This is a genomic window from Pollutimonas bauzanensis (genome assembly GCF_040393045.1).
GTDB classification, from domain to species: domain Bacteria; phylum Pseudomonadota; class Gammaproteobacteria; order Burkholderiales; family Burkholderiaceae_B; genus Pollutimonas; species Pollutimonas bauzanensis_A.
Genome location: NZ_JBEBUX010000058.1, coordinates 1 through 24,090 on the forward strand (window position 1 = coordinate 1; position 24,090 = coordinate 24,090).

Here is a 24,090-nt window from a genome sequence, read left to right on the forward strand (position 1 = left end):
TACAACCCCTGTCCGGTGGATATCGACTTTGGCGATGTGTCCATGGAAATGCGCGCACTGCTGCGCGGCATGGGCAAGAAATCGTTCAATCCCGGCACCACGGCCGCCATGTTCTTCCTTAACGCCAAAGATCCGCGCGTTATCAAGGCGACGCGCACGGCCATGATAGACGTCGGCTATAAAGTGCAGCGCATGGCTCACGACATCCTGGCTGCGCCGGCAAAAAAGCAAATCGCCGCACCGCCCGCTACCGTGGGCAAGGCACCCATGCGCGAACAGGTCATCCACTTTATCAACAAGAAAATGCCTGGCGGACTGCCTAAGCAAACCGCGCGCAAGCTGCTGGATATCGAAGACGCCAACTACGTGCCGATTATCCGCAATCCGGCCGTCACCTCGCCTGAAACCGAGGCGGTGTTCTATTTTCCGGGGTGTGGATCGGAACGGTTGTTCTCGCAGGTCGGCCTGGCAACCCAGGCCATGCTGTGGCACGCGGGCGTACAAACGGTCTTGCCGCCGGGCTACCTATGCTGCGGCTACCCGCAACGCGCCAACGGCATGACCGACAAGGCCGAGAAAATCATCACCGACAACCGCGTGCTGTTCCACCGCATGTCCACGACGTTGAACTACCTGGATATCAAAACGGTAGTGGTCAGCTGTGGCACCTGTTACGACCAGTTGGCGGGCTATGAGTTTGAAAAAATCTTCCCGGGCTGCCGCCTGATCGACATCCACGAATACCTGCTTGAAAAAGGCATCGAGATGAATGGCGTGCAAGGTGTGCGCTACATGTATCACGACCCTTGCCACACGCCCATGAAGCTGCAAGAACCCATGAAAACGGTCAAGGCGCTGGTAGGCGACACCGCCATCAAAACAGATCGGTGCTGTGGCGAATCGGGCACGCTGGCCGTATCGCGTCCAGACATTTCCACCCAGATTCGCTTCCGCAAGGAAGAAGAGCTTGCCAAGAACACGACAAGCATACGCGCCGATGGCTTTGAGGGCGAAGTAAAAATCCTTACGTCATGCCCGTCTTGCCTGCAAGGGCTGACGCGCTTTGAAGGTGCCACCGGCATGGATGCGGACTACATCGTCGTGGAAATGGCCCGCCACATACTGGGTGCGGACTGGATGCAGGATTACGTACGCGATGCCAACACCGGCGGTATTGAGCGGGTGCTGGTGTAATACAAAAGGCCCGGTGCTTGTTACCGGGCCTATTCGTTCAGGGCGAGTCGCTGTTGAAGCTGCACACCGTGTAAATATCGAGCCCGGTGTCCTTCAAGGCTTGCGAGCCGCCCAGATCCGGCAAATCGATGATGGCAGCCGCTTCGACCACGTTCGCGCCCAGGCGCTGCAACAGCTTCGATGCTGCGACCATGGTGCCGCCGGTAGCGATCAGGTCATCGATCAACAATACACGCTGGCCTGGCCGCACGGAATCTGTATGCATTTCAACCGCGGCATTGCCGTATTCCAGCGAATACTCTTCGGCCACGGTGCGAAAAGGCAGCTTGCCCTTCTTGCGCACGGGAACGAATCCCAGGTTCAGCTCGTAAGCCAGCACCGACCCAAGAATAAAACCGCGGGCGTCCACGCCTGCAACCAGATCAAGGCGCTGGCGCATGTACCGGTACACAAACAAATCGATCAACACGCGAAATGACCGGGGGTCTTGCAAGACCGGAGTAATATCGCGAAAAGTAATACCAGGCTTGGGCCAATCGGGGACGCTACGAATCGTGTTGCGAACGTAGACGGCAGGATCAATGTGCATGTAAATCGCCAAAACTGAAGAAAACAGAAGAAGAATGGACTGAGTAAGCGGTATTGTTACGAAAAGCGCTTTCAGCCAACTCATAACTATACGCGGCCCGCCGTTCCACTGCTTTATACAATTGATGCCGTTACAAATAAACCACGCACCTTTGTGCGTTTAAAATCAGCAAATGGAAAAAATACATTCTCTCGCTTCTGCAAATAGCCAGAACACGCCCTTCGCTGAAACGACTGGCGCCCTGGAGTCTGCGCACCGCACCTTCAAAATCGAGATCGCCGCACTGCAGGCGCTGGATGCCAGCCTTGACGCCTCGTTTGAACAAGCCGTCTCCATGCTATTACGCTGCGAAGGGCGCGTGGTCGTCACAGGCATAGGCAAGTCCGGGCATATCGCCAAGAAAATCGCCGCCACACTAGCTTCCACAGGCACACCTGCATTTTTTATGCACGGCGCCGAAGCCATACACGGCGACCTTGGCATGCTGACTCGGCAAGACATCGTCCTGGCCATTTCCTATTCTGGCGCAGCCCACGAACTCATCACTATCCTGACGGTCGCTACACGCATGGGCGCCCGCCTGATTTCGATCACCGGCCACCCTGACTCGGAATTGGCGCGCAATGCCGATCTGCACTTGAACGCCCATGTCGAACAAGAAGCCTGCCCGTTGAATCTGGCCCCTACCGCCAGCACCACTGCAGCGCTAGTCTTGGGCGACGCGTTGGCAGTCGCCTGCCTGGAAGCACGCGGCTTCAGCCGCGAAGATTTCGCGCGCTCGCATCCCGGCGGCGCATTGGGACGCCGCTTGCTGACTTTCGTGCGCGACGTCATGCGCCAGGGCAACGCGCTGCCCATTGTGTCGCCAACCACCACGGTGCCCGACGCACTGGTGGAAATGTCCGCCAAAGGCATGGGCATGACCATCGTGGTCGACGACCAGGGCCTGCCCATTGGCATCTTCACTGATGGCGACCTGCGCCGCCTGATCGCCCGCCATGGCGACATCCGAACCTTTACCGTGGCCGACGGCATGAGCCACAACCCAAAAACGGTATCGCCCGGCGCCCTCGCCATAGAGGCAGCCACACTGATGGACGCAGGTCGGCTAAGCCAGATGCTCGTTGTTGACGATACCGGGCTATTATTAGGTGCTTTACATATGCACGACCTGCTTGCCGCCAAGGTCCTCTAAGAATCGGTTTCCCACCATGCACCTTCCCAGCATTTCTCATCCTGCCGAAGCTTTAATTCTGGCAAAAATTGCTCCCGCCGTACTCGAGCGGGCGCGCAAAGTGCGCGTCATGGCGTTTGACGTAGACGGCGTGCTCACCGACGGCGGCCTTTGGTATGGCGAACATGGCGAACAACTCAAGTGCTTTAATGCGCTGGACGGCCATGGCCTGAGCCTGATGCGCGAAAGCGGAATTACCGTGGCCTTGATTACTGGCCGCCAAGGTCCCATTTTGGCGCGCCGTGCGGCCGAACTGGGCATAGACCTGGTACAGCAGGGTGTGCGCGACAAAATGCAAGCCATTTCAGCCCTGGCACAAGAACAGGGCTGCGACCTTAGTGAAGTCGGCTACATGGGCGACGACATCATCGATTTGGCAGCGCTGCAGCGCGTGGGCTTTTCAGCCAGCGTGCCCAACGCCCCCGTCTATGTATCGCAAGTAGCGCATTGGGTATCATCCAAACCCGGCGGCATGGGGGCAGTACGCGAATGCTGCGACCTTATCCTGGCCGCCCAAGGCCGACTTAGCGCATTTTTTTCGTCCAACACCACATTGCTAAGCGGCGTCATCCAGTAAGCCTATGAAAGAACGCGCCCCCGCACTCATCGCCGTGGTTTTGCTGCTGTCCCTGGTTTTCGGGACCTGGTGGGCGGCCGACTATGCGCAACGCGCCATCCTTACCGATCCGCCGCGCCGCATTACCCACGAGCCCGATTCCTGGGCCCGCGATTTCGTCATGGTGCGCACCGATGAAGCCGGCATTGCCATCAACCGCCTGGAAGGCAACTACATGCAGCATTATCCAGACGACGATTCCTACGAAATCACAACAGTTAAAGCAACAGGCCAACAGCCAGGTTCGCCCATTACCATAGGCACTTCAGACACCGCCGTCATGGACCAGGACGGGTCACGCGTGGTCATGACAGGCAACGCCCATGTGCACCGGCAGGCCGACCCGGCCCAGGACAGGGCAGCGCTGGACGTCACCAGCGACCAGCTCACCCTCATGCCTGACGAAGACGTAGTGTTCACCGATAAGCCCGCGCTCGTGATCAATGGCAAGTCCACCATGAACGGCAAGGGTATGCGTTACGATAACAAGACCCGTCAATTACAAGTATTTTCAGCCAGCGACGTAAAAATCTCTGGCCAAGAAGCCAAGCCAGGCAACTCCGCAAAACCTGACACCACAGAAAAAAAACCATGATTCTCAAGCGCCACCTATCTTTTGCCGCCTGGCTGACCAGCGCCATGCTGGCCTGTGCGGCAAGCGCGGCACTAGCCCAGACGCCGGCCCCGGCCGCCGCCCCTGCCGAAGAACCCGACACCTTGATCTTGTCCGACACCCTGAACTATGACGACATAAAAAAGGAAAGCGTGTTCACCGGCAACGTCATCATGACGCGCGGCCTGATGACACTGCGTTCCGACAAGCTGACCATGCGTGAAGACGCCCAGGGTTTCCAGTACGGCACTGCCACGGTTGCCCCCGGCGAACTGGTTTTCATACGCCAGGAAAACCCTGAAAAATTCGAAGTCCTGGAAGCCCGCGGCGTACGGGCGGAATATGACGGCAAGGCCGAAACTGTCGAAATGATAGGCAAGGCCGTCGTCACCCGTTTCATCTGCGGCCAACCGTTTGACAACGTCAAAGGCCAACGCGTTATTTATCATCAAAAGAACAGCACCTACGAAGCCTATGGCGGCGCAGACTCTGCAGCACCCGGCGGCCGAGTCCGCTCGTTGGCCCGGCCACAAGCCAAAGCCGACGCTGCAATCGCCGAATGCAAGAAAAAATCGGCACCACGCAAATAATGCGCCTAGCCTCACTCGCCACCTAAAGACGCCCAAGTTATGTTTTCTTCTCCCAAGCCGCCTGACGGTGGAACCCGCTCTCCCAGCGCCACCCACGGCAGCCTGCATGCGACAGGCTTGCGTAAAACCTATGGCAAACGTACTGTCGTCCACGATGTGTCGTTATCAGTCGATAGCGGCGAGGTCGTAGGCCTGCTAGGCCCCAATGGCGCAGGGAAAACCACCAGCTTCTACATGATCGTCGGCATCGTACCCACCGACGCCGGCCGCATTGAGATCGACGGCACGCCCATCACCAGCATGCCCATGCACAAGCGTGCGCGCATGGGGCTGTCGTACCTTCCCCAGGACGCCTCTGTTTTCCGCCGGCTTACAGTCGAAGAAAACATTCGCGCCGTCCTTGAACTGCAATTGAACGATGACGGCAAGTCGTTAAGTTCGGCGCAAATCGGCGAACAACTGGAATCACTGATCGACGAACTGCAAATTTCGCACATACGCCGCAACACCGCTATTTCCCTATCGGGGGGCGAACGCCGCCGCGTCGAAATCGCCCGTGCCCTGGCTACCCACCCCCGATTCATTCTGCTTGACGAGCCCTTCGCCGGTGTGGACCCTATCGCCGTGATCGAAATCCAGCGCATTGTGCACTTTCTCAAGGGGCGCAACATCGGCGTACTGATCACCGATCACAACGTGCGCGAAACCCTGGGCATATGCGATCGTGCGTATATCATCAGCGAAGGTAAAGTGCTGACCGACGGTCATCCCAGCGAAATCATCGATAACGAAGCCGTACGCAAGGTTTACCTGGGCAAGAACTTCAAGATGTAAATTCGCAGTTCAGTGACGTCAGTGATGCCTTGGTCGGTCCTGCCTTGTTCAGTGATGCTGGTTTTTACACGCCGTTGGCGCGGTGATGGGAATATGCGCTCCTCGTGGCCCGATTCGGCGCCCTGCGCGCCGAACCAGCGTGGACTGGCTCGTACGCCCATTCGGGCTGCCTTCGCCTACGTCCCGCTGGCGAGCCCCGAAAGTCGCGCATATTCCCATCACCGTGCCAACGGCTGCGTTAAGTCAATTGCAAGATCGCTGGCACGAGCTAGTGCTTGGCATGCTTGCGCCGGTCACGGCAGGCTCAAAAAAACTCATGCGCTCGTCCTGCGCGCCCCGCCTGCCGGGGCACACCGGACATTGAGCCAGGTATAAGCGACGGTCGCGGTGACGATCGCAATAGCTACAGTGAGTGGTCAGGATAGCCTTCCGGCAGCGATCACGGCTGCCTTCCGCCACTTGTCCGCTCACCAGTCGCGAATCGCCAGTCTCACGTCAAAATGCCAAGCACACGACTCGTGCCAGCGATGTTTCAATCTTCCATGACACAGCGGGGCAGGTCCTGGGAGGAGGTGTTGCAGCGACTTTCGGTGACGAGCGAGACGCACGCGAAAGGAGCCCGATCGGGCGTATGAGCGGGGCGAAGCGATGTTCGGCGCCGCAGGGCGACGAACCGGCAACGAGGAGCAAAACACCACCTCCCAGGACCTGACACGCGTATTCAAGAAAGAAAACACCGATGCAACCGACCTGACACGCCCATCAAGAAAAGATACTGATGCTACGACCTGACAAACGCGCATCAAGAAAAAAGCTCCGAACCCCTAGCGTCTATAAAAACAGAGCTTTTTTGCGGCTCAACTGATTAGCTTACTCCTCTACCCGACGGATAGGCAAACGGGAATTGTTTTGATCAAACTCACTTGATTTACTGCACATAACCTATACACTGAAATCATTATCAACGTATTACAAGGAGAACACCGACACCCTGTCCGCGCATGCTGCGCATCTATAACTTCTGCAAGGAGAGCACAATATGAACCTGAGTATTATTGGTCGTCATCTAGAAGTCACCCCAGCCATCCGCGAATATGTAATGAACAAAATGGCGCGCGTGTCGCGGCATTTTGATAATGTCATCGACACCCAGGTCATACTCTCGATCGAGCGCCTGAAACATACCGCCGAAATCACGATGCGTGTACGTGGAAAAGACATCCACTGCGAAGCCAACGACGAAAACCTCTACGGTGCTATCGATCTACTGGCCGACAAAACCGATCGGCAGGTCATCAAGTACAAAACCAAACTACAAGACCATTCCCACGAGCCTGTTAAGCGGCAAGAAGTCCCAGCCGTGGAATAACACTCGCCCCAGTTTTGCAAGCGCCTGACCGGCCTCTGCTGGGCTAAGCGCCCCTGTAAAACCTGGCATTCTGGCCTCACTCGCCCTCTCGCGATTGAGGCCTTAGTTATACCCCTTTGTATGGCGGCCCCCAAAGCCCATATAATTACCCCTATGAACTTAATGTCGCGTATCTTGCCGCTGTCCAATGTTGTGCTCGACCTGGCGGCCACCAGTAAAAAACGAGCTTTCGAACAGGCCGGTTTGCTTTTCGAAAATCACCACGGAATAGCCCGCACGGCAGTTTTTCAAAGCCTCATCGCTCGCGAGCGATTGGGCTCGACAGCACTCGGCCACCATGTTGCGGTGCCGCATGGCCGCATCAAAGACCTGAAAGAGCCTTGCGCTGCCTTTATTCGCCTGGCCGACCCGGTGCGCTTCGACACCACCGATGGCCGTATGGCAAGCCTGCTATTCATCTTGCTGGTTCCCGAAACGGCTACGCAAATACACCTGGACCTGTTGGCCGAAATCGCGAAGCTCATGTCCGACGCGGGGCTGCGGCAAACACTGTCCACCGAAACCGACCCGACCGTCATCCATCGACTCCTGACCAGTTCCCCGGACCAAGGCGCCAGCCATGCTAACCATCCATGAGCTCGTCAGCGACAATGCCGACAAAATCCCATTCACCTGGGTAGCGGGCGCCGACTCGGCCAACCGCCTGATTCCTGATGTAGGCATGTCGGGCGCCGACCTGGTCGGCCACTTGAACCTTATCCACCCCTCGCGCATTCAGGTGTTTGGCGCCGAAGAGCTGTCTTACTACACCCGCTTCGAAATCAAGCGCCGGATCCACCATCTCGAAGACCTGGTCACTGGCGGTGTACCCGCCATTCTCATCGCCGAAGGCATGACGGCCCCCGATGATCTGCGCGATTTCTGCGATCACCAAAAAATCCCCTTGCTGTCTACGCCTATAGACGCCGCCCAGCTTATCGACTTGCTGCGCATATACCTGGGAAAAAGGCTGGCTCCTAAAACCACCGCTCATGGGGTGTTCATGGACGTGCTGGGCGTAGGTGTGCTGATTACCGGCGAGTCCGGCCTGGGCAAAAGCGAACTGGCCCTTGAACTGATTTCACGCGGCCACGGCCTGGTCGCCGATGACGCCGTCGAACTGTCGCGCACCGCGCCCAACATGATCGAAGGCAGTTGCCCGTCGCTGTTGCAAAATCTGCTCGAAGTCCGCGGCCTGGGCCTGCTGGATATCCGCACGATTTTCGGCGAAACCTCGGTCCGCCGGAAAATGAAGCTAAAGCTTCTGGTCCACCTGATACGTTCGACCCCCGACGCCTTCGAGCGCCTGCCCGTGCAGGACCAAACCGAAGACGTCCTGGGCATCCCCATACGCCGGGTCATGCTGCAGGTGGCCGCCGGCCGCAACTTGGCCGTGCTGGTCGAAGCCGCAGTGCGCAATACTATACTTACGCTGCGCGGCATCGATACCATGGGTGAATTCATCGAACGGCAGGCCCTGGCTATCATGGAAAACAGCCGCCAAGACTAGCGCGGCAGACGCGTCCGCAAACTCGCGGCCATCCATCCTATAGAATACAAGGACATCATCTTTGTTACGTGGGGAACCCCAACGTCATGCTTAACATTGTTCTCATCACTGGTATTTCCGGCTCGGGCAAGTCAGTCGCCCTACGCCTGCTGGAAGACTGTGGCTACACCTGTGTAGACAACTTGCCAGTACGCTTCCTGCACGAATTCATCGCCAGCACACGCGAAAGCGGGCTGGAACGCGTCGCCGTCGCCATCGACGTCCGCTCACCCGGCGAACTGGCCGAGCTGCCCGACGTCATTACCGGCCTGCGGGCCATGGGTACCGCGTTTCGGGTCATTTTCCTGGACGCCAACGACCATACCCTGCAACAGCGGTATTCCGAATCGCGCCGGCGCCACCCCCTGACCGATCGCCTGCAAGAAGGGGGAAAATCGCCCTCCCTGCAAGAGTGCATAGACACTGAACGCGAACTGCTTGCAGCCATGCGCGAACAAGAACACGTTATCGATACATCGGACCTGACGCCAGGCCAGCTGCGTGCCTGGGTACGCGACCTGGTACAGGCCGACCGAGCCCCCGTCGTACTGACTTTTGAGTCGTTCGCCTATAAGCGCGGTGTGCCCGGTGATGCCGACCTGGTATTTGACGTGCGCTGCCTGCCCAACCCCCACTACGATCAGGCGCTACGCCCCTTGACCGGCCGCGACGAACCCGTAGCCCAATGGCTGGCGCAATTCGGCAGTGTGGAAACCATGATAGAAGACATCGCCGGCTTTATCCGGCGCTGGCTACCGCTTTATATGCAAGACACCCGCAACTACCTTACCGTCGCCATAGGCTGCACGGGCGGCAAGCATCGCTCGGTGTACGTCACCGAACAACTGGCCAGGCGCTTCGCCGACCATTCCCCGCTTTTGGTACGACATCGAAACCAACCGCCGCCCGATATCCCATGATCCAGCCGCGCTTACTGATCACTACGTTTCTATGCCTGAGCCTGGCCATCCTGGTGGGTTGCTCCTCCACGAAACAAACGGGAAAAAGCAGTAGCGGGGGCGGCGGTTACTACAAGGACGACGGCCCGGGCTCCAATGTACCGTCCGATATCGAATCCATCCCCAACGCCGTCCCCCGCCTGGAAACTCATGCGCCCGCCAATTTCAGGCCTTATGTCGTATTTGGAAAAAAGTATTTTCCGGTCAGCGACGAAAAGCCTTTCCGACAAGAAGGCACCGCTTCCTGGTATGGCCGTAAATTCCACGGTAAAAAAACAGCCAATGGCGAAACCTACGACATGTACGTCATGTCGGCTGCCCACCCCACCCTCCCTATTCCCAGCTACGCACGCGTGACCCATGCCCGCACAGGAAAATCGGTTGTGGTGCGCGTTAACGATCGTGGGCCGTTTCACAGCTCGCGCATTATCGACCTTTCCTATGTCGCGGCAGCCAAGCTCGACCTGATTGCACCGGGTAGCGGCCAGGTTATTGTGGAAGCCATCACCAACGACGACATTCGCAATAATCGGCACGACACCCCTGCCGCGACGCCCATAGCCCCGGCCCGGCCAACACCCAAGCCCGTCATACAAGCGGCGGCGCCACCCACGCCTGACGCGCTGGACGTATTGCAAGCACAGCAACTCAACGAAACTCCCAGCCTGAACAGTGCACAGACCAGCATGGGGAATGCAAGTCAAATCTATCTGCAGTTCGGCGCCTTCAGCGTCGAACAAACCGCCGCAAGCCTGGCGCAGAAATTAAATGGGCAAATCGACCAAGTTGAAAGCCGACCCGCCCAGGTAGACAACGCCAACAGTCTGTATCGCGTACAGATCGGCCCCTACCCATCCCGCACCGCCGCCGTCAACGCGGCATTGCGCATACAGCAGACAACCGGAATACAACCAACAGTCGCGTTACGCTGACGATACGGATTACGCACGGAGCTTGCGCACAAGCAACTCCAACAGCAATAGACTTACCGTGATGACAATCAGGAATGAACTGATGGACGCAATGACGGGCTCGATATTCATAAGCAAACTATTCCAAATGCGAACCGGCATAGTCTCGCTTTCAAGACCAGACAGAAACAGGGAAATAATCAGCTCATCGAACGATGTCAGAAAGCTGAAGAATGCAGCCGACATGATCCCGGGAGTGGCCATGGGAATCACAATGCGCGTGAACGTATAAAACTTGCTCGCGCCCAAACTTTCGGCAGCCCGTTCTATCGACTCGTCGATACCCTGCAGCGAACTGATCAAGATAAGCAGCACGACAGGTATTGCCAACGCGGCATGGCAAACTGCTATCCATACTTTCGACCCCACCAGCTCCAGAGGCACCGAGGCAAAGTACAACGCAACGGCGGTGATAATGCTGGGCACAATCAATGGCAGCAAGCAAAACGAAATAATGAGCTTTTTATTCCGGTACTTGCCTCTTACAAGCGAATACGCGCCAAGAAAGCCCAGTGTTGTGGAAATCAGGCTCGACAGCAGCGCAATAAGCAGGCTGACCATCAAGGAGCTCATCCATTCAGGGCTGGTAAAGAAATCCGCATACCATTTAGTGGAAAAACTGCTTGGCGGAAAGACCATATAGCTGCTTTCGCCGAATGAAATGGCCACCACAATTAGAATGGGGGCAATCAACAATATGCACAAGATGCCAGAGATAAGGTTGACGAACTTGACTTGATTAAACATTTTTATGCTCCTCCTTATTTACCCAGCATCTTGTCCAGATCCGTGTATTTGCAGTAAAAAGCATAAATAATTAATGTAATAACCAGCAAAAACAACGACAACGCCGAAGCCAGCGGCCAATCCATGGTGATTTCAATGTTCCGTTGAATCAGCATCGCCATCACGACATCGTCCGGTCCACCCATCAGGGCGGGCGTCACAAAAAAACCTATTGCCAGGATGTAAACGATGAGGAAACCCGAGACAATGCCAGGCATGCTCAGTGGGAAAAACACCTTGCGAAAAACATAGAAGTTGGACGCTCCCATGCTACGCCCAGCTTGTATCAGCCACATGTCTATGCCCTTCATCGTCGAAAATAGCGTCAGCACAAAGTACGGTAGTAATACGTAGGTCATGCCAATCACCACGCCCACCATGTTGTACATAAGATTCAGCGGCTTATCGATAATGCCAATACCTATTAAAAATTCGTTGATGACCCCTTTGGTACCCAGAATGATCATCCAGGAATAAGTTCTCACGATAATGGACGTAAAGTAAGGAACAATGACGCATACGATAATCAGGGTAAAGGTCAGCGAACTGGACCGGGTAAGCGTATAAGCAATGGGATAAGCAGCCAGCAAAGACAGCATCGTCACAAGCAACGAGACCCAAACGGTCTTCCAGGCAACTGAAATAAACAATGGCGACGTGAAGGTCTGATACAGCATTCGCCCGAAGTTGCCTTCATAGTCGATGGCCGACTTAATAAAGAACCACACCAGAGGCAAAACAAAAAAAATCAGCAAGAAGGCAAGGACGGGATAGATCAGCCGCTCGTTCTTCAGTTGCAGCAAGCTCGATCCTTTGCGCTGAGGAACGGCGATATCATTCAAGGCAATATCACTCATGGCGAATTATCCTTATGTCTCCGGCCTGTTTCCAGCCCACAGCCACTCGATCACCACCCGCGAAAACCTGCATATCCGATAAGTTGGTCGCATCGGCATACACCTTGACGGACTCGTTGATCCTGACTTGATAGCGCACGATATTGCCCAGGAAAGAAACGTTCAAGACCTCACCGGTCAACCGTGTTTTATCAACGGCTTCCTCGGCCGAAGCCCTGGTCAGCGACACCCGTTCGGGACGCACGAACAGGCAGTTTTGCGGCTGCATGCTCATATAGCGTCGATAGTCCGGATCAAGATCTTCATACGGCAGTATGTTGGCCTCGCCCAGGAAGCCGGCTGCAAAGACATTGCGTGGCGACTCATAAACCTCTTTGGGGCTGCCCAACTGCTCGATCTTGCCATTATTCATGATCGCAATACGATCGGACATGTTCATGGCCTCTTCCTGGTCATGCGTCACAAACACCACCGTCATATTCAGTTTGCGCTGCAGCTCCTTAATTTCCATCTGCATTTGATAACGCAGGTTCTTGTCCAGCGCCCCCAGCGGCTCATCCATCAGTACCACTTCAGGATGAAACACAATAGCGCGTGCCAACGCGACACGCTGTTGCTGCCCGCCGGACAGCTCTTTGGGCAGGCGCTTGGCAAATGTCGATAAGCGCACCAAGTCAATCGCCCACAGCGCCCTGGCCATGCATTCCTTGTTGGAATACTTTCTGACCTTTAGCGGAAACATGACGTTGTCCAACACACTCATGTGCGGAAACAAGGCATAGTTCTGGAACACCATGCCCAAGTTCCGTTCTTGAGGGCTGAGTCGGCTGATATCCCTGTCGTCCAGTAATATCTGTCCACTATCGGGCACCGCGAATCCAGCCAGCATCATAAGCGTCGTTGTCTTGCCCGACCCGCTGGGGCCAAGCAGGGAAAAGAACTCCCCTGGCTTGATATCCAGATCGATACTATCGACAACGGTCAAATCACCATATTTCTTGGTGATATTGCGGAAGCGGATGCTTCCATTTTGGTTTACGAATTCAGTGACCACTTTGCCCACTCCTTGCCTACTTCATTTCGATTTTTGGCCCACCAGTTCGCGTCCAGCAGGAAGCCATGTTCGCGTGTACGATCGCCGCCCGGGATTTTTTCGCGTAGCTCCGGTGTCAGCGCCTTGTATGCGGTTTCGGTAACAGGTCCGCTGTTCCACAAAGAACTGAACTTGCTTTGCACTTCCTTGCTCAAGCAAAAATCGATCAGCTTTTGCGCGTTCTCCAAGTTCTTGGCCTTCTTCAGCGCCGCATATGCCTGCACATGCACGCTATGCTGGTTCCAGTTGATTGCCAGCGGTGCGCCGCTTTCCATGCCCTTCAGAATGCGGGTGCTCCATACGGAACTGACATCGGCATCGCCCGTAGAAAGCATTTGCACCGACAACGCTCCAGATGTCCAGAATTTCGAGATACCGGGCTTGATGCGAGACAACGCCTTGAAGGCCCGAGGAAGGTCCAGCGGATACAGCTTGTCCATCGGCACGCCGTCTGCTAACAAGGCAAACTCCAAATTCGGGCCACCCGTGTCAACGTCGGCCAGAGCACGCGTACCGGGGATTTTTTTGTAGTCCCAGAAATCCACCCAGTTCGCAGGTACCGACGCTGAGTTGAACTTGCCCGTGTTGTAGCCCATGACATCGGCATAGACGAAATTGCCCACGTAGTTGTCATGTTTATATTCCGGCAGAATATCGGCAGGATCGGTGTATTTGAAGTGGGCGTAGTCCAGCGCAGCCAGTTCATCGGCCCATTGCAGCAACACACTGTCGTCGTTGTCGATAATATCCAGCTCAATGTTGCCAGAACGAATCATGGCATGCAGCTTGGCCGTGGTGGTGGCCACTGGTATAACGCGTATGCCAGTTTCCTTGGTAAACGGTTCGTAAATCAGTTTTTTGCGGATGTCGTCGTAAGCGCCGCCCGGCGAACGGATCACGACACGCTCTTGGGCCGCCTCAGAGTTTTTCACCCAAATCATGGGGGCTACCAGCGCTGCCCCGGTAATCTTCAACATCGACCGCCGGCTAATAGTATTTTTTGGCTTGAAAGTACTGTTGCTCATCGTTTTGTCTCCTAGAATCGCTTGATGTCGTATGGTGTTACGTCAATAGTATTAGGAGCGCCCGTGATCATATTCGCCAGAATTTCCGCTGACTTGGGGGCTCCAGTAATACCCGTATGGCCATGACCGAATCCAAAATACAGATTGGGCATGGCATCCAGGCGGCCTAAAATTGGCAAGCTATCCGGCGTTGATGGACGGAAACCCAGCCAAAAATTCTTTTTCAAACTCAGGTCCAGCGAGGGGAACAAACGTTTCGCATGATTGATCAGCACCTCTTCCCTTTGCATCTTAGGGGCAGCATCCAGACCGGCAATCTCGACAAAGCCTGCGACGCGGATGTTATCAACCATGGGGGTCACGCCAAAAGCCCTCTCCTTGTGCAGAACAGGTATCTTGAAGTCCAGGGCGCTGCGGTCAAACGATACGTGATAACCACGCTCGGTCTCCAACGGAAGGCTGACGCCTAAGCCCGATAACACTTTCTTGGACCAGGCTCCCGAGCAAATCACAAGCTGTCGAACGGTAATGTCACTGGCCGAGGTCATGATGCGATAGGTGTTACTGTCGGGTTGCCGGCTTATGCCAACCACCTTCTGCCGCAAAAACTGACCGCCGTTATCCGTGAAGATTTTGAACAAGCGTTGGACCAATAAGTACGGATTAGTAACGTGACCATTCTTTTCATAGAATTCCGCGCGCCGTATGCTGCGATCCATCTCCGGTATCAAATCAAAGATTTCCGGCCCCATCAGTTCCCGCGGCGTAACGCCGTTCTGGGCACGAATTCGCTCCCCCAGCAAGTCAGTTGGGCTTTTCTGGACTTGCTCCCATACGTGCAGTTGTCCAGTGATCCGAATGGACTGGTCGAAAATCTCGCTGCCAAGCAATTCGCGGTATTTCAGCGGCGCATCCTTATGCAGTTCACGCAATGCCCTTCCCTGCTTGAGCGCTTTGCTTTCACTGGCGCCGGACTTCACCCATCGCAACAGCCAGGACGCGGCGAACGGCAAATAAGAGGGCTTGACGCTTAGCGGGCTTTTCGGATCCAGAAGCCATTTAGGCACGCTCTTTATCATTCCCGGCAAGGCAATAGGCACACAACTGTCTACACTGATCAGGCCTGCATTGCCAAATGAAGTCCCTGTGCCGGGTTCGCGTTCGTCGATAACCTGGACCGACAGGCCGCGCTGCTGAAGCGCCACCGCCGTACACATCCCTACGATTCCGGCGCCAATAATGGTGATTGCTTGCATGATCTTCCTGGCTAGCTTTTTACTGCATGCACGACAATTTCAATCAGGCAATTCGGACCCAACAACTCCTTGACCACAACAGTGGCCCTGTTGGGATAAGGCGGCTTGGTAAAAAATGTCTTGTAGACATCATTCATTTTCTGGGCGTCGTCTTTATTCACGAGATAAATCGTCATCTGCGCAACGTGATTCAGGTTCGAACCGCCGCACTCCAGTACATGCTGCAACTGCTGAAAGACACGTGTCGCTTGCAGTTCGATATCCCCTTCGCCGCTGGGCGAAAACGTCAGGGGATCGCGCGGGATTTGCACGGTATAAATCGTGCCGTTCGCCAGCACAGCATTGCTGATAGGAACATTCGGCGCGTTGACGATATTGCTTTTGATAATTTCGATCATGATGGGGCTCGCTCACTTTGATTAATTTGATGCTGGATTTTTCTAATGCTTAGATCGACGGCGATCCGCCTTATGGGATCGGGCGGGATAAAGTTGGGCCGGCTCAGTTCTTGGGTTTGCTTCAACAGCGCCGAAGGGACACCCGCAATGGAGTCGACGAGGAGCTTGCCCAACATCGTCATTTTCAAAATACCCGACGCATTGCAACCGGACAGCCCATAGAGTTTGTCGCCCAGACGCTCGAAAACAGGATCGCCATTGCGCGTCAAGCTCACCGCGCCTCCCCAAACGTGTTCGAATAAATCCGCAGACATTTGCGGATAACGGGCCAACAACATATCGACCAGCATCTTCCGGACTTTTTCGGCGGGCAGTTCGCGCTTATATGAAAACCCCGCACGCAGCATGAACCGCTTGCCGCCGAGTTTCCGACTGGTCGCCTCCAGCCGCTCCACAGGCGTAATGCCCCACTCCGCTGCGGATCCAAATGCCTCCGACTCGCTTTGACTCAGTTCACGCGACAACCCTGCGTAGGTATAAAGCGTGAGCTGTTTGTATTTCGCGTGGCCGAAGCATGGCATTGCGGTATTCACGCACAACAGCAAGTGCTCAGCGGTGATCTGATGGCCGCCGGCAGTAACCAGATAAGGGCTGTCACCCGTCACCGCCGTAACAGGCGTATCGAAAAAAACGTTGACATTGGCCGGTAGCGATGCGATCAGCCCGTTTACCAATTCAGCAGGCTGCACCAAGGTGCAGTACTTCAGCCAGATAGCTTGCTTATAGTGCGACGAGCCAAGCTCGTCTCGTATCTGACCCGCGCTCAATCGCCGAAACGGCACTCGATTTTGTTCCAGAGTGCGTTCCACAGCCCGCAATTCGCCCACTCCGAAATGGGTGGTAGCCGCTTTGTAGTGTCCGGTTTCGCCCCAACCGCAGGTAATGTTGTGCTTCTGGACGATATCTTCCAACAAGGCCTTGCCTGCTTGAAGCAGCTTAGTTTGCCAAGCACTTTTTTCCTGAGAGGCGTTTGCAACGATCTTGGCATAAGGCAAATCAATCATGAAGCCCGAGTTGCGTCCGGAACTATTTTCGGCCGGCGCCAAGGCATCCACCACCACAATGGTTTCGTCGGGGTATAGCTCGGCCAATCGACGGGCGGCGGCCAATCCGGCATACCCAGCACCCACGATCAAATAACGTGTCTTCAGGTCAGTCTGGAGCGGTGCGCCCTGAACACGACAATTGCTCGCGATGGCGTTCCACCCGCTTGGGGATGCATAACTGCAATGCTTAGCCACGAATCAAGCTCCGTTTGGTCTTCAGAGACCATTTTTCTAGATAATGACTGACGGATAGGTCGCCTTGATTTACATTAAATCGAGACGTACGGTTCCAATATGCCATTGCGTCATAAATCTGTAAAATGAATAATTCGAAGCCTGCTTATGAATCGGATTCATAATGAACCTGAAACAGCTCAACCATATCGTGGCTCTATCTGAAGCGCTCAGCTTCAGCAAAGCGGCTGAACGCGTGCACCTTTGCCAGTCCGCCCTAAGCAAAAGTATTTCCTTGATCGAAGAAAAAATTGGCATCCAGATCTTCGACCGCACAACTAACAGCGTATCGATTACACCTACCGGCCAGTTCGTCGTTGACCACGCCAAGAACCTCTTGTCCGAGGCTCGGAGCTTCAGCAAGAATATTGAATACCTGAAGACCGGCGCTTTAGGCGCAGTTTCGGTTGGTGCGGGCCCGTATCCCGCCAAGTGCTATCTGGATACGGGCATCAGGGAATTCCATAAACGCTATCCCAAAGTCTCTCTACGTGTGCGCATTGATTACTGGAAAAACCTGCTGGTCAGCCTCAGAGAAGGCCAGATTGACTTCTTCATGGCGGACATTCGCGATCTCGATGAAGACGCCATGCTCAAGATTACGCCCTTGGGCGGCCTCACCCTGGCACTGTTTTGCGACCCCAACCATCCCCTAGTCGCTAAAGATCACAACCGCCGGATTAAACCGCAAGAAATCCTTAACTATACGTTCGCCTCTGTCAGCCTGCCCAACCCGGTATTCCATGAACTCAAACACAGCATAGGCCTGGATCACAACGACACATTCGCCGTCAATATCGAGTGCGAGGACATCGTTTTAATCAGCAAAATTATTCCGGACTCGGACATCATTTTTGTCAGCAGCAACCGAATGATGGAAGACAGCCTTTTAGCCGGCGAGGTAGTAAAACTGAATATCCCCATGACCAGAAACCGTTTTGGCGAATGGGCGCTGGTACAAATCAAAAACCGCAGCATGACACCTAGCGCCGCCCTGCTCGCGAATCTGCTTATCGATCTGGTGCGCGAAGGCAGTGAACTCGACGAAATCAAGTACGGGTTCAAAGGCAACAAGCCGCTGAATTTTGCGCCCAAGCAGCGGTAATGCGTGGATTGAGTGGATTAAGTATTCCCGTTCTGCCGCGCCAAAGCCAAGGCGTACAAAGTATCGCGCGGCAAACCCGTCACCTTCGCCGCTACGCGCGCAGCGTCCCGCACCGACAGGGTTTCCAGCAAGGCATCCAGCAGCACTACGCTTGATGGGTCAATATCATCATCAACGCCCGCATCATCAGCCTGATGCACGATCAGCACGAATTCCCCCTGGCTACGATGCGAGTCGTCAGCCAACCATGCCGCGGCATCGCCTAGCGGCATCGTCACCACCTGCTCGAAGCGCTTGGTCAGTTCACGCGCTATCGTCAACTTGCGAACCGGTCCACAAACCTGCAGCATATCTTTCACCGCAGCACCCAGCCTGTGCGGGGACTCGAACATCACAATAGGCGCAGGCACAGCGCACCAGCGCTGCAACCATTTTTGACGAGCCCCGGCCTTGGCGGGCATGAAGCCCGCAAACACAAACGCCGGGTTTTCATCGGACGTAACACCGCTGGCCATCAGCGCGGCAATCACCGCACTGGCGCCGGGGATGGCAACCACTCCGTAACCCGCATCGCGCGCCGCCCGCACTATACGGGCGCCAGGGTCGCTTACCGCAGGCGCCCCCGCATCGGACACCAACGCCACCCGCTCCCCGCGCGACAGGCGGTCCACAATCGCCTGTGCCGCCTCCGCCTCGTTATGACGATGCGCGGCAATCAGCGGCGTGCTGACACCCCAAGCATCCATCAACGGTCGACTGGCGCGAGTATCTTCAGCGGCGATCACATCGCAACGCGCCAGCGTCTGCCAGGCGCGCAGGCTCAAATCGCCCAGGTTGCCTATGGGCGTCGCCACCACATATAGCGTTGCCGCCGGCCAATGCTGAGCGTCCACACGCTCGGTGAGACGTTTCCATGTCGCAGGGATGTCGGAAAAATCGGGCGTTTCACTCATACTGGAACACAGGGCCTTAAAGAGAAAAGGATAATTATCATGGCCGATGACCAACGGCTATACGAACTTGCGCGGGTGGCGCAACAAAAAGCGATACGCCAGCGTCAGCGCAAGGCGAAGGCCAGTACGAAGGCCTGTGCTGCTTACGAGTCCCAGGAGAGGGCTCATACCGCAATGGCGGCGGTCTCTCCGTCGCAGCAAACCGGTCACCAGGCCGAAGACCAAGCTCTGCATTATTTACAAAGCTGCGGTTTGACGGTGTTGGCTCGGAACTTGCGCAGTAAAACGGGCGAAATCGACCTGATCGCTGTCGATGGCAATACGCTAGTGTTTATTGAAGTCCGTCAAAGACATTCACGCCAATACGGAGGCGCCGCCGCCAGTGTAAACCGCCAGAAGCAAGCCCGCCTGCTAAGAACCGCACAATATTTTCTGCCGAGGCTAGTGGAGTGTTATTTCCGCGGCGTGATGCCAGCCTGCCGGTTTGATGTGATTGGCGTGGAGCCAGAGGGTTTGGTGTGGATCAAGAATGCTTTTTCTGCATGACTGTTGGCATATAGCCATTGCTGCGATTTTTGCTTGATTCATCTTGAACACGCCGTTGGTGTGGTGACGATTGCGCCAGCCTCACGCAAAAATGCCAAGCACGCGACTCGTGCCAGCGACGTTTCAAGCTTCCATGACGCAGCGGGGCAGGTACTGGGAGGAGGTGTTGCAGCGACTTTCGGGGCCGAGCGAGCCGGAAGTGAAGGGAACCCCGTACGGGGTGGACGAACGAGGCTAAGCGACGTTCGGCGCCCTGCGCGCCGAACCGGCAACGAGGAGCAAAACACCTCCTCCCAGGACCTGGCACGCGGATCAAGAAAAAGAAACACCGATGCTAAGCACCAGCCCCTAACTCGCAGACCAAGAAGAAACACCCTATAGTTACGTCCATTGACATCATCCCCATTCGAACATGAGATAATTGCAGCCATGGACATGACATCTCACATGACGTCGCATTTCAACGATGCAATCGATGCCTTCAAAGCCAGTTCGCGAGAACTCGCCGAGCCCCTGTCAGCGGCAGTAGATCTTGTATTTGGATCACTCGCCAATAACGGCAAAATTCTGGCTTGCGGCAACGGTGGATCAGCTGCCGACGCACAACACTTCATCGCCGAACTCGTCGGCCGGTTCGAACGCGACCGCCTCCCTCTGGGCGGCATTGCTCTCAATACCGACACATCCATCCTTACCGCCGTCGGCAACGACTACGGATTCGACGCCATCTTCGAAAGACAAGTCGCCGCCCTGGGCCAGCCCGGCGACGTGCTTGTCGGCATCTCCACCAGCGGCAACTCGCCTAACGTGATCCGCGCCATCGAAGCCGCGCACGACCGCGACATGCAAGTCATTGCCCTTACCGGCAAAGGCGGCGGAAAAATCACTGAAATCCTGCAAGATACCGATATTCACCTATGCGTTCCGCACGATCGGACCATGCGCATTCAAGAAGTGCACATCGTGCTCCTGCACGCATTGTGCGACGGGATCGACGCACTATTACTGGGGGACACTCTCTAATGCCTACACAACGACGCGCTCAACGAGCATTATTGGCCGGCCTTGGCCTGGCTGGCGCCATTGCCCTTTCCGGTTGCGGTTTGCTGGTTGTTGGCGGTACCGCGGCCACCACCGCCACCGTCGCCACCGATCGCCGCACTGCGGGCGAACAGGTTGAAGACCAGACCATTGAACTGAAAATCGGCGCAGAAATGCGCAAGCTCTTTCCCGAGGACAATGCCCGTGTCAACGCCGCGTCTTATGCCGGCCTGGTATTGCTGACTGGCGACGTTCCCAACGAACAAGGCAAGCAGCAAGCTGAAAACGCTGCCAAACGGGTGGAAAAGGTCAAAAAAGTGGTCAACGAATTGCGCGTGGGCGAGGTCACCCCAATTAGCGTACGCACCAACGACACTTGGCTTACTTCCAAGGTCAAGTCCACGCTGATCAATACCAAAGGCGTGCCCACCCGCACTATTATTGTCACCACCGAACGCGGCGTCGTGTACCTACTTGGCAAGGTAACCGCCGAAGAAGGTCAAATGGCAGGCACCGCCGCATCGGGTGTCAGCGGTATTAACAAAGTAGTAAAATTATTTAATATCGTGTCCGCAGCGAGCATTAATGCGCCAAGCTCGCCAGCTCCAATCCAGGACTCGGGCACCAGCAGCACAGGCAGCGCGTCACCCGCTGGCAGTGGCGTAGAAACCATGCCCGTGCAGTAACGAATACAGAGTGCAATGAAAAAAGTCATTATCGGTACCGTAGTGTTGCTGGCCCTGGCAGGGGTTGGCATTTGGCAATTCGCTGGCTCGGCCAAGACCGCCCCCGATGTTACGTTCACGTCATTGACCGGCCAGAAAATCACCACCCAAGACCTTCGCGGCAAGGTCGTGCTGGTCAAATTCTGGGCGACCAGTTGCGTTACCTGCGTCGCGCAAATGCCCGACGCCATCCAGAACTACAAAGACTTGTCGCCCAGGGGCTTTGAAACCATTGCCGTGGCCATGCAATACGACCCGGCCAACTATGTCAAGAACTTCGCCGACACTCGCCAACTTCCATTTCCAGTCGCCATCGACTCCATGGGCGAAATCGCCAAGGCCTTTGGCGACGTAAAGCTCACGCCCACCTCATTTCTAATCGATAAAGACGGCCATATCATCAAGCGCTATCTGGGCAACTACGATAAAACCGCCTTCCTCGCTACCGTCAACAAGGCGCTGGGGTAAAACGGCTGAAGGCCCGCCAATTCAATCCGCACTATTTGGCATACACTGCTAGGCACCCGGGAAAGGCGTATTATTCCCGGGTTTCGTACATCTGACGGGCCGACAAGCCCCAACCTGAAAAGCGACATGACCACTTCCAGCGACTCCAACTCTCATTCTTCTACCGTCAAGGCAGACGTATTGTCGGAAGCACTGCCATACATACGGCGGTTCCATGGCAAGACCGTGGTCATCAAATACGGCGGCAACGCCATGACCGAGGAGTCGCTGCAGCGCAGCTTCGCCCATGACGTGGTGCTGCTCAAGCTGGTGGGGCTCAACCCCGTGGTGGTACACGGCGGCGGCCCGCAAATTAATGCCGCGCTTAAACGCATAGGCAAAGAAGGCACCTTCGTGCAAGGCATGCGGGTTACCGATGCGGAAACCATGGAAGTGGTTGAGTGGGTATTGGGCGGCCAGGTGCAGCAAGACATCGTGATGATGATCAACGAAGCTGGCGGCAAGGCCGTGGGGCTGACCGGCAAGGATGGCTGCCTGATCCAGGCCAAGAAAAAAATGCTGGAAGACAAGGAAAACCCGGGCCAATGGCTGGATATCGGCTATGTGGGCGACATTACCCGTGTTGAACCCGCAGTGGTCAAAGCCCTGCAAGACGACCAGTTCATCCCTGTCATTTCCTCGATCGGGTATGGCGAAGACGGCACAGCCTACAACATCAACGCCGACCTGGTCGCCGGAAAAATGGCAGAAGTCCTGGGCGCGGAAAAACTGGTCATGATGACCAATACGCCCGGCGTACTGGACAAAAATGGCGAACTGCTGCGCAAGCTATCGGCGCAAACGATAGACGAACTTTTCGCGGACGGCACGATTTCAGGCGGCATGCTGCCCAAGATATCGTCGGCACTAGACGCCGCACGCAACGGCGTTACCTCGGTACATGTTGTCGACGGGCGCGTACCGCACTGTCTGCTGCTGGAAATTCTTACCGACCGCGGCGTCGGCACCATGATCAGTTCACACTGACCGCAATGCGGGCCTTGCGCAACACGGTAGCGTCATATCGCCCGTCCCGCCCCGTGGGGCAGGCGGGTTCGCAGCAAACCGTGTGGCTGTTCGATCTGGACAATACGCTGCACGATGCGTCCAAAGCCATTTTCAAGCAAATAGACAGCGCCATGGCCAATGCCGTGGCCACCACGCTTGATATCGACCTGGCTTCCGCCAACGTCCTGCGCAAAACCTATTGGAAGCGCTACGGCGCCACGGTCATAGGCATGGTGCGGCACCATGGTGTCGATGCAAACACTTTCCTGGCGCTAAGTCACAGCTTCGAAGTGGCTCCGCTAGTGCACGGCGAAAGCGGCCTGGCGCGCAAACTGCGGCATCTGGACGGGCGCAAGATCCTGCTGACCAATGCACCGTTGATGTATGCGCGCGAAGTCCTGAAAACACTGGGAATACTGCACCATTTCGAAGGACTCTGGGCCATCGACCATATGGTGCTTCAAGGCGCCATGCGCCCCAAACCATCCGCGGCCCTGATGAAGCAAGTGCTGGCAAGGCTAAAAGTGCCGGCAAGACAAGTGGTGCTGGTGGAAGATACGCTGCGCAACCTGAAAGCGGCACGCCAGGTCGGGATGCGCACCGTTCATATATACCATCCAGGCACGCCTTTTTCGTCGCTGCACAGGGGCCGCTGCCATTACGTGGATGTACGTGTCAATTCGGTAGGGAAACTGCTGGTTGGCCGCCACGGACTGGGCGGCGCACGCTCAACCCGCCTGGGTTAGCGCATTTTCGGTTCAAGTGTTTACGGCACATGCATGAGGCGGTGCTTGCATCATGAGTGCTTTAGCGACGTTGTCCGGCTCTGGTGACGTTATCCGGGGTGGGTGAGGCCAGTCCGGCACGGCGTGCTTGTATCCGCGTCTGCCTCG

The 24,090-nt window shown here is 55.9% G+C and carries 29 protein-coding genes; 20 read left to right on the plus strand and 9 right to left on the minus strand.

Annotated elements, in window-relative coordinates; translation table 11 throughout:
- Window positions 1-1,194, plus strand: a 1,194-nt coding sequence (locus tag ABWO67_RS10770; protein WP_353151571.1) for a DUF3400 domain-containing protein, incomplete at its 5' end; no start/stop codon positions are given.
- Between the two features lie 37 nt (window positions 1,195-1,231).
- On the opposite strand, the gene ABWO67_RS10775 is transcribed toward ABWO67_RS10770, so the two are convergent.
- Entirely contained in the window at window positions 1,232-1,783 is a 552-nt protein-coding gene (locus ABWO67_RS10775) for an adenine phosphoribosyltransferase (RefSeq protein WP_353151574.1), read from the minus strand.
- Between the two features lie 172 nt (window positions 1,784-1,955).
- On the opposite strand from ABWO67_RS10775, the gene ABWO67_RS10780 reads away from it, so the two are divergent.
- From ABWO67_RS10780 to ABWO67_RS10835, 12 genes are all read left to right on the plus strand, one after another.
- Complete coding sequence (locus ABWO67_RS10780) at window positions 1,956-2,978, plus strand: KpsF/GutQ family sugar-phosphate isomerase (protein WP_353151577.1); 1,023 nt, start codon at window positions 1,956-1,958, stop codon at window positions 2,976-2,978.
- A gap of 16 nt (window positions 2,979-2,994) precedes the next feature.
- Window positions 2,995-3,594: a KdsC family phosphatase gene (locus ABWO67_RS10785; RefSeq protein WP_353151580.1), complete on the plus strand. Its 600-nt coding sequence runs from the start codon at window positions 2,995-2,997 to the stop codon at window positions 3,592-3,594.
- A 4-nt stretch (window positions 3,595-3,598) separates the two neighbouring features.
- Entirely contained in the window at window positions 3,599-4,228 is a 630-nt protein-coding gene (gene lptC / locus ABWO67_RS10790; RefSeq protein WP_353151583.1) for an LPS export ABC transporter periplasmic protein LptC, read from the plus strand.
- Window positions 4,225-4,836, plus strand: a complete 612-nt coding sequence (gene lptA / locus ABWO67_RS10795) for a lipopolysaccharide transport periplasmic protein LptA (protein ID WP_353151586.1) — start codon at window positions 4,225-4,227, stop codon at window positions 4,834-4,836. Before lptC ends, lptA begins: the two co-directional genes overlap by 4 nt.
- A 39-nt stretch (window positions 4,837-4,875) precedes the next feature.
- Window positions 4,876-5,670, plus strand: a complete 795-nt coding sequence (gene lptB, locus ABWO67_RS10800; protein WP_353151589.1) for an LPS export ABC transporter ATP-binding protein — start codon at window positions 4,876-4,878, stop codon at window positions 5,668-5,670.
- A gap of 139 nt (window positions 5,671-5,809) precedes the next feature.
- A complete protein-coding gene (locus ABWO67_RS10805) occupies window positions 5,810-6,034 on the plus strand; it encodes a hypothetical protein (protein WP_353151592.1) in 225 nt (74 codons plus the stop codon).
- A 284-nt stretch (window positions 6,035-6,318) separates the two neighbouring features.
- A complete protein-coding gene (locus ABWO67_RS10810; protein ID WP_353151595.1) occupies window positions 6,319-6,462 on the plus strand; it encodes a hypothetical protein in 144 nt (47 codons plus the stop codon).
- A gap of 247 nt (window positions 6,463-6,709) precedes the next feature.
- The gene (gene hpf, locus ABWO67_RS10815) at window positions 6,710-7,039 is read left to right on the plus strand and encodes a ribosome hibernation-promoting factor, HPF/YfiA family (protein WP_353151597.1); all 330 of its coding nucleotides are present in this window, start codon (window positions 6,710-6,712) and stop codon (window positions 7,037-7,039) included.
- Window positions 7,040-7,192: 153 nt separating this feature from the next.
- Window positions 7,193-7,675, plus strand: coding sequence for a PTS sugar transporter subunit IIA (locus tag ABWO67_RS10820; protein WP_353151600.1), 483 nt, complete (start codon window positions 7,193-7,195; stop codon window positions 7,673-7,675).
- The gene (gene hprK, locus ABWO67_RS10825) at window positions 7,659-8,588 is read left to right on the plus strand and encodes an HPr(Ser) kinase/phosphatase (RefSeq protein ID WP_353151603.1); all 930 of its coding nucleotides are present in this window, start codon (window positions 7,659-7,661) and stop codon (window positions 8,586-8,588) included. Before ABWO67_RS10820 ends, hprK begins: the two co-directional genes overlap by 17 nt.
- A gap of 86 nt (window positions 8,589-8,674) precedes the next feature.
- Complete coding sequence (gene rapZ, locus ABWO67_RS10830; RefSeq protein WP_353151606.1) at window positions 8,675-9,547, plus strand: RNase adapter RapZ; 873 nt, start codon at window positions 8,675-8,677, stop codon at window positions 9,545-9,547.
- Window positions 9,544-10,518 (plus strand): septal ring lytic transglycosylase RlpA family protein, encoded by a 975-nt coding sequence (locus tag ABWO67_RS10835; protein ID WP_353151609.1) that lies wholly within the window; start codon window positions 9,544-9,546, stop codon window positions 10,516-10,518. Before rapZ ends, ABWO67_RS10835 begins: the two co-directional genes overlap by 4 nt.
- Before the next feature lie 9 nt (window positions 10,519-10,527).
- On the opposite strand, the gene ABWO67_RS10840 is transcribed toward ABWO67_RS10835, so the two are convergent.
- From ABWO67_RS10840 to ABWO67_RS10870, 7 genes are read right to left on the minus strand one after another with little or no spacing between them, the layout of a single operon-like run.
- On the minus strand, window positions 10,528-11,304 hold the full coding sequence (locus tag ABWO67_RS10840) for an ABC transporter permease (RefSeq protein WP_353151612.1): 777 nt from the start codon (window positions 11,302-11,304) through the stop codon (window positions 10,528-10,530).
- Window positions 11,305-11,318: 14 nt separating this feature from the next.
- Window positions 11,319-12,200, minus strand: a complete 882-nt coding sequence (locus ABWO67_RS10845; protein WP_353151615.1) for an ABC transporter permease — start codon at window positions 12,198-12,200, stop codon at window positions 11,319-11,321.
- Entirely contained in the window at window positions 12,193-13,254 is a 1,062-nt protein-coding gene (locus tag ABWO67_RS10850; protein ID WP_353151618.1) for an ABC transporter ATP-binding protein, read from the minus strand. Before ABWO67_RS10850 ends, ABWO67_RS10845 begins: the two co-directional genes overlap by 8 nt.
- Window positions 13,236-14,318 (minus strand): ABC transporter substrate-binding protein, encoded by a 1,083-nt coding sequence (locus ABWO67_RS10855; protein WP_353151621.1) that lies wholly within the window; start codon window positions 14,316-14,318, stop codon window positions 13,236-13,238. Before ABWO67_RS10855 ends, ABWO67_RS10850 begins: the two co-directional genes overlap by 19 nt.
- 11 nt (window positions 14,319-14,329) lie before the next feature.
- Window positions 14,330-15,574, minus strand: coding sequence for an NAD(P)/FAD-dependent oxidoreductase (locus ABWO67_RS10860; protein WP_353151624.1), 1,245 nt, complete (start codon window positions 15,572-15,574; stop codon window positions 14,330-14,332).
- 11 nt (window positions 15,575-15,585) lie between these two features.
- Window positions 15,586-15,972 carry a RidA family protein gene (locus ABWO67_RS10865; RefSeq protein ID WP_353151626.1) on the minus strand — a complete coding sequence of 129 codons (387 nt, stop codon included), beginning with the start codon at window positions 15,970-15,972 and terminating at the stop codon, window positions 15,586-15,588.
- On the minus strand, window positions 15,969-17,273 hold the full coding sequence (locus tag ABWO67_RS10870) for an NAD(P)/FAD-dependent oxidoreductase (RefSeq protein WP_353151629.1): 1,305 nt from the start codon (window positions 17,271-17,273) through the stop codon (window positions 15,969-15,971). The genes ABWO67_RS10865 and ABWO67_RS10870 overlap by 4 nt, the downstream gene beginning before the upstream one ends.
- A gap of 163 nt (window positions 17,274-17,436) precedes the next feature.
- On the opposite strand from ABWO67_RS10870, the gene ABWO67_RS10875 reads away from it, so the two are divergent.
- The gene (locus tag ABWO67_RS10875; protein ID WP_353151632.1) at window positions 17,437-18,417 is read left to right on the plus strand and encodes a LysR family transcriptional regulator; all 981 of its coding nucleotides are present in this window, start codon (window positions 17,437-17,439) and stop codon (window positions 18,415-18,417) included.
- Window positions 18,418-18,434: 17 nt separating this feature from the next.
- Here the strand turns inward: ABWO67_RS10875 and rsmI are convergent, their stop codons facing one another.
- Window positions 18,435-19,370, minus strand: coding sequence for a 16S rRNA (cytidine(1402)-2'-O)-methyltransferase (rsmI, locus tag ABWO67_RS10880; RefSeq protein ID WP_353151634.1), 936 nt, complete (start codon window positions 19,368-19,370; stop codon window positions 18,435-18,437).
- A gap of 39 nt (window positions 19,371-19,409) precedes the next feature.
- Between rsmI and ABWO67_RS10885 the strand changes: the two genes are divergently transcribed.
- From ABWO67_RS10885 to ABWO67_RS10910, 6 genes are all read left to right on the plus strand, one after another.
- Window positions 19,410-19,916, plus strand: coding sequence for a YraN family protein (locus ABWO67_RS10885; RefSeq protein ID WP_353151637.1), 507 nt, complete (start codon window positions 19,410-19,412; stop codon window positions 19,914-19,916).
- Between the two features lie 429 nt (window positions 19,917-20,345).
- A complete protein-coding gene (locus ABWO67_RS10890; RefSeq protein ID WP_353151640.1) occupies window positions 20,346-20,939 on the plus strand; it encodes a phosphoheptose isomerase in 594 nt (197 codons plus the stop codon).
- Window positions 20,939-21,643 (plus strand): BON domain-containing protein, encoded by a 705-nt coding sequence (locus tag ABWO67_RS10895; protein ID WP_353151643.1) that lies wholly within the window; start codon window positions 20,939-20,941, stop codon window positions 21,641-21,643. Before ABWO67_RS10890 ends, ABWO67_RS10895 begins: the two co-directional genes overlap by 1 nt.
- A 15-nt stretch (window positions 21,644-21,658) precedes the next feature.
- The gene (locus ABWO67_RS10900; protein ID WP_353151646.1) at window positions 21,659-22,150 is read left to right on the plus strand and encodes a peroxiredoxin family protein; all 492 of its coding nucleotides are present in this window, start codon (window positions 21,659-21,661) and stop codon (window positions 22,148-22,150) included.
- A 126-nt stretch (window positions 22,151-22,276) separates the two neighbouring features.
- Window positions 22,277-23,176, plus strand: coding sequence for an acetylglutamate kinase (argB, locus tag ABWO67_RS10905; protein WP_353151649.1), 900 nt, complete (start codon window positions 22,277-22,279; stop codon window positions 23,174-23,176).
- Window positions 23,173-23,943, plus strand: a complete 771-nt coding sequence (locus ABWO67_RS10910; RefSeq protein ID WP_502929999.1) for a pyrimidine 5'-nucleotidase — start codon at window positions 23,173-23,175, stop codon at window positions 23,941-23,943. Before argB ends, ABWO67_RS10910 begins: the two co-directional genes overlap by 4 nt.
- Window positions 23,944-24,090: the final 147 nt, after the last annotated feature.

Bases quoted from the DNA above. Each gene is read 5' to 3' on its own strand.
- ABWO67_RS10775 (WP_353151574.1), bottom strand. From the start codon at position 1,783: ATGCACATTGATCCTGCCGTCTACGTTCGCAACACGATTCGTAGCGTC.
- ABWO67_RS10780 (WP_353151577.1), top strand. From the start codon at position 1,956: ATGGAAAAAATACATTCTCTCGCTTCTGCAAATAGCCAGAACACGCCC.
- ABWO67_RS10785 (WP_353151580.1), top strand. From the start codon at position 2,995: ATGCACCTTCCCAGCATTTCTCATCCTGCCGAAGCTTTAATTCTGGCA.
- lptC (WP_353151583.1), top strand. From the start codon at position 3,599: ATGAAAGAACGCGCCCCCGCACTCATCGCCGTGGTTTTGCTGCTGTCC.
- lptA (WP_353151586.1), top strand. From the start codon at position 4,225: ATGATTCTCAAGCGCCACCTATCTTTTGCCGCCTGGCTGACCAGCGCC.
- lptB (WP_353151589.1), top strand. From the start codon at position 4,876: ATGTTTTCTTCTCCCAAGCCGCCTGACGGTGGAACCCGCTCTCCCAGC.
- ABWO67_RS10810 (WP_353151595.1), top strand. From the start codon at position 6,319: ATGTTCGGCGCCGCAGGGCGACGAACCGGCAACGAGGAGCAAAACACC.
- hpf (WP_353151597.1), top strand. From the start codon at position 6,710: ATGAACCTGAGTATTATTGGTCGTCATCTAGAAGTCACCCCAGCCATC.
- ABWO67_RS10820 (WP_353151600.1), top strand. From the start codon at position 7,193: ATGAACTTAATGTCGCGTATCTTGCCGCTGTCCAATGTTGTGCTCGAC.
- hprK (WP_353151603.1), top strand. From the start codon at position 7,659: ATGCTAACCATCCATGAGCTCGTCAGCGACAATGCCGACAAAATCCCA.
- rapZ (WP_353151606.1), top strand. From the start codon at position 8,675: ATGCTTAACATTGTTCTCATCACTGGTATTTCCGGCTCGGGCAAGTCA.
- ABWO67_RS10835 (WP_353151609.1), top strand. From the start codon at position 9,544: ATGATCCAGCCGCGCTTACTGATCACTACGTTTCTATGCCTGAGCCTG.
- ABWO67_RS10840 (WP_353151612.1), bottom strand. From the start codon at position 11,304: ATGTTTAATCAAGTCAAGTTCGTCAACCTTATCTCTGGCATCTTGTGC.
- ABWO67_RS10845 (WP_353151615.1), bottom strand. From the start codon at position 12,200: ATGAGTGATATTGCCTTGAATGATATCGCCGTTCCTCAGCGCAAAGGA.
- ABWO67_RS10855 (WP_353151621.1), bottom strand. From the start codon at position 14,318: ATGAGCAACAGTACTTTCAAGCCAAAAAATACTATTAGCCGGCGGTCG.
- ABWO67_RS10860 (WP_353151624.1), bottom strand. From the start codon at position 15,574: ATGCAAGCAATCACCATTATTGGCGCCGGAATCGTAGGGATGTGTACG.
- ABWO67_RS10865 (WP_353151626.1), bottom strand. From the start codon at position 15,972: ATGATCGAAATTATCAAAAGCAATATCGTCAACGCGCCGAATGTTCCT.
- ABWO67_RS10875 (WP_353151632.1), top strand. From the start codon at position 17,437: ATGAACCTGAAACAGCTCAACCATATCGTGGCTCTATCTGAAGCGCTC.
- rsmI (WP_353151634.1), bottom strand. From the start codon at position 19,370: ATGAGTGAAACGCCCGATTTTTCCGACATCCCTGCGACATGGAAACGT.
- ABWO67_RS10885 (WP_353151637.1), top strand. From the start codon at position 19,410: ATGGCCGATGACCAACGGCTATACGAACTTGCGCGGGTGGCGCAACAA.
- ABWO67_RS10890 (WP_353151640.1), top strand. From the start codon at position 20,346: ATGGACATGACATCTCACATGACGTCGCATTTCAACGATGCAATCGAT.
- ABWO67_RS10895 (WP_353151643.1), top strand. From the start codon at position 20,939: ATGCCTACACAACGACGCGCTCAACGAGCATTATTGGCCGGCCTTGGC.
- ABWO67_RS10900 (WP_353151646.1), top strand. From the start codon at position 21,659: ATGAAAAAAGTCATTATCGGTACCGTAGTGTTGCTGGCCCTGGCAGGG.
- argB (WP_353151649.1), top strand. From the start codon at position 22,277: ATGACCACTTCCAGCGACTCCAACTCTCATTCTTCTACCGTCAAGGCA.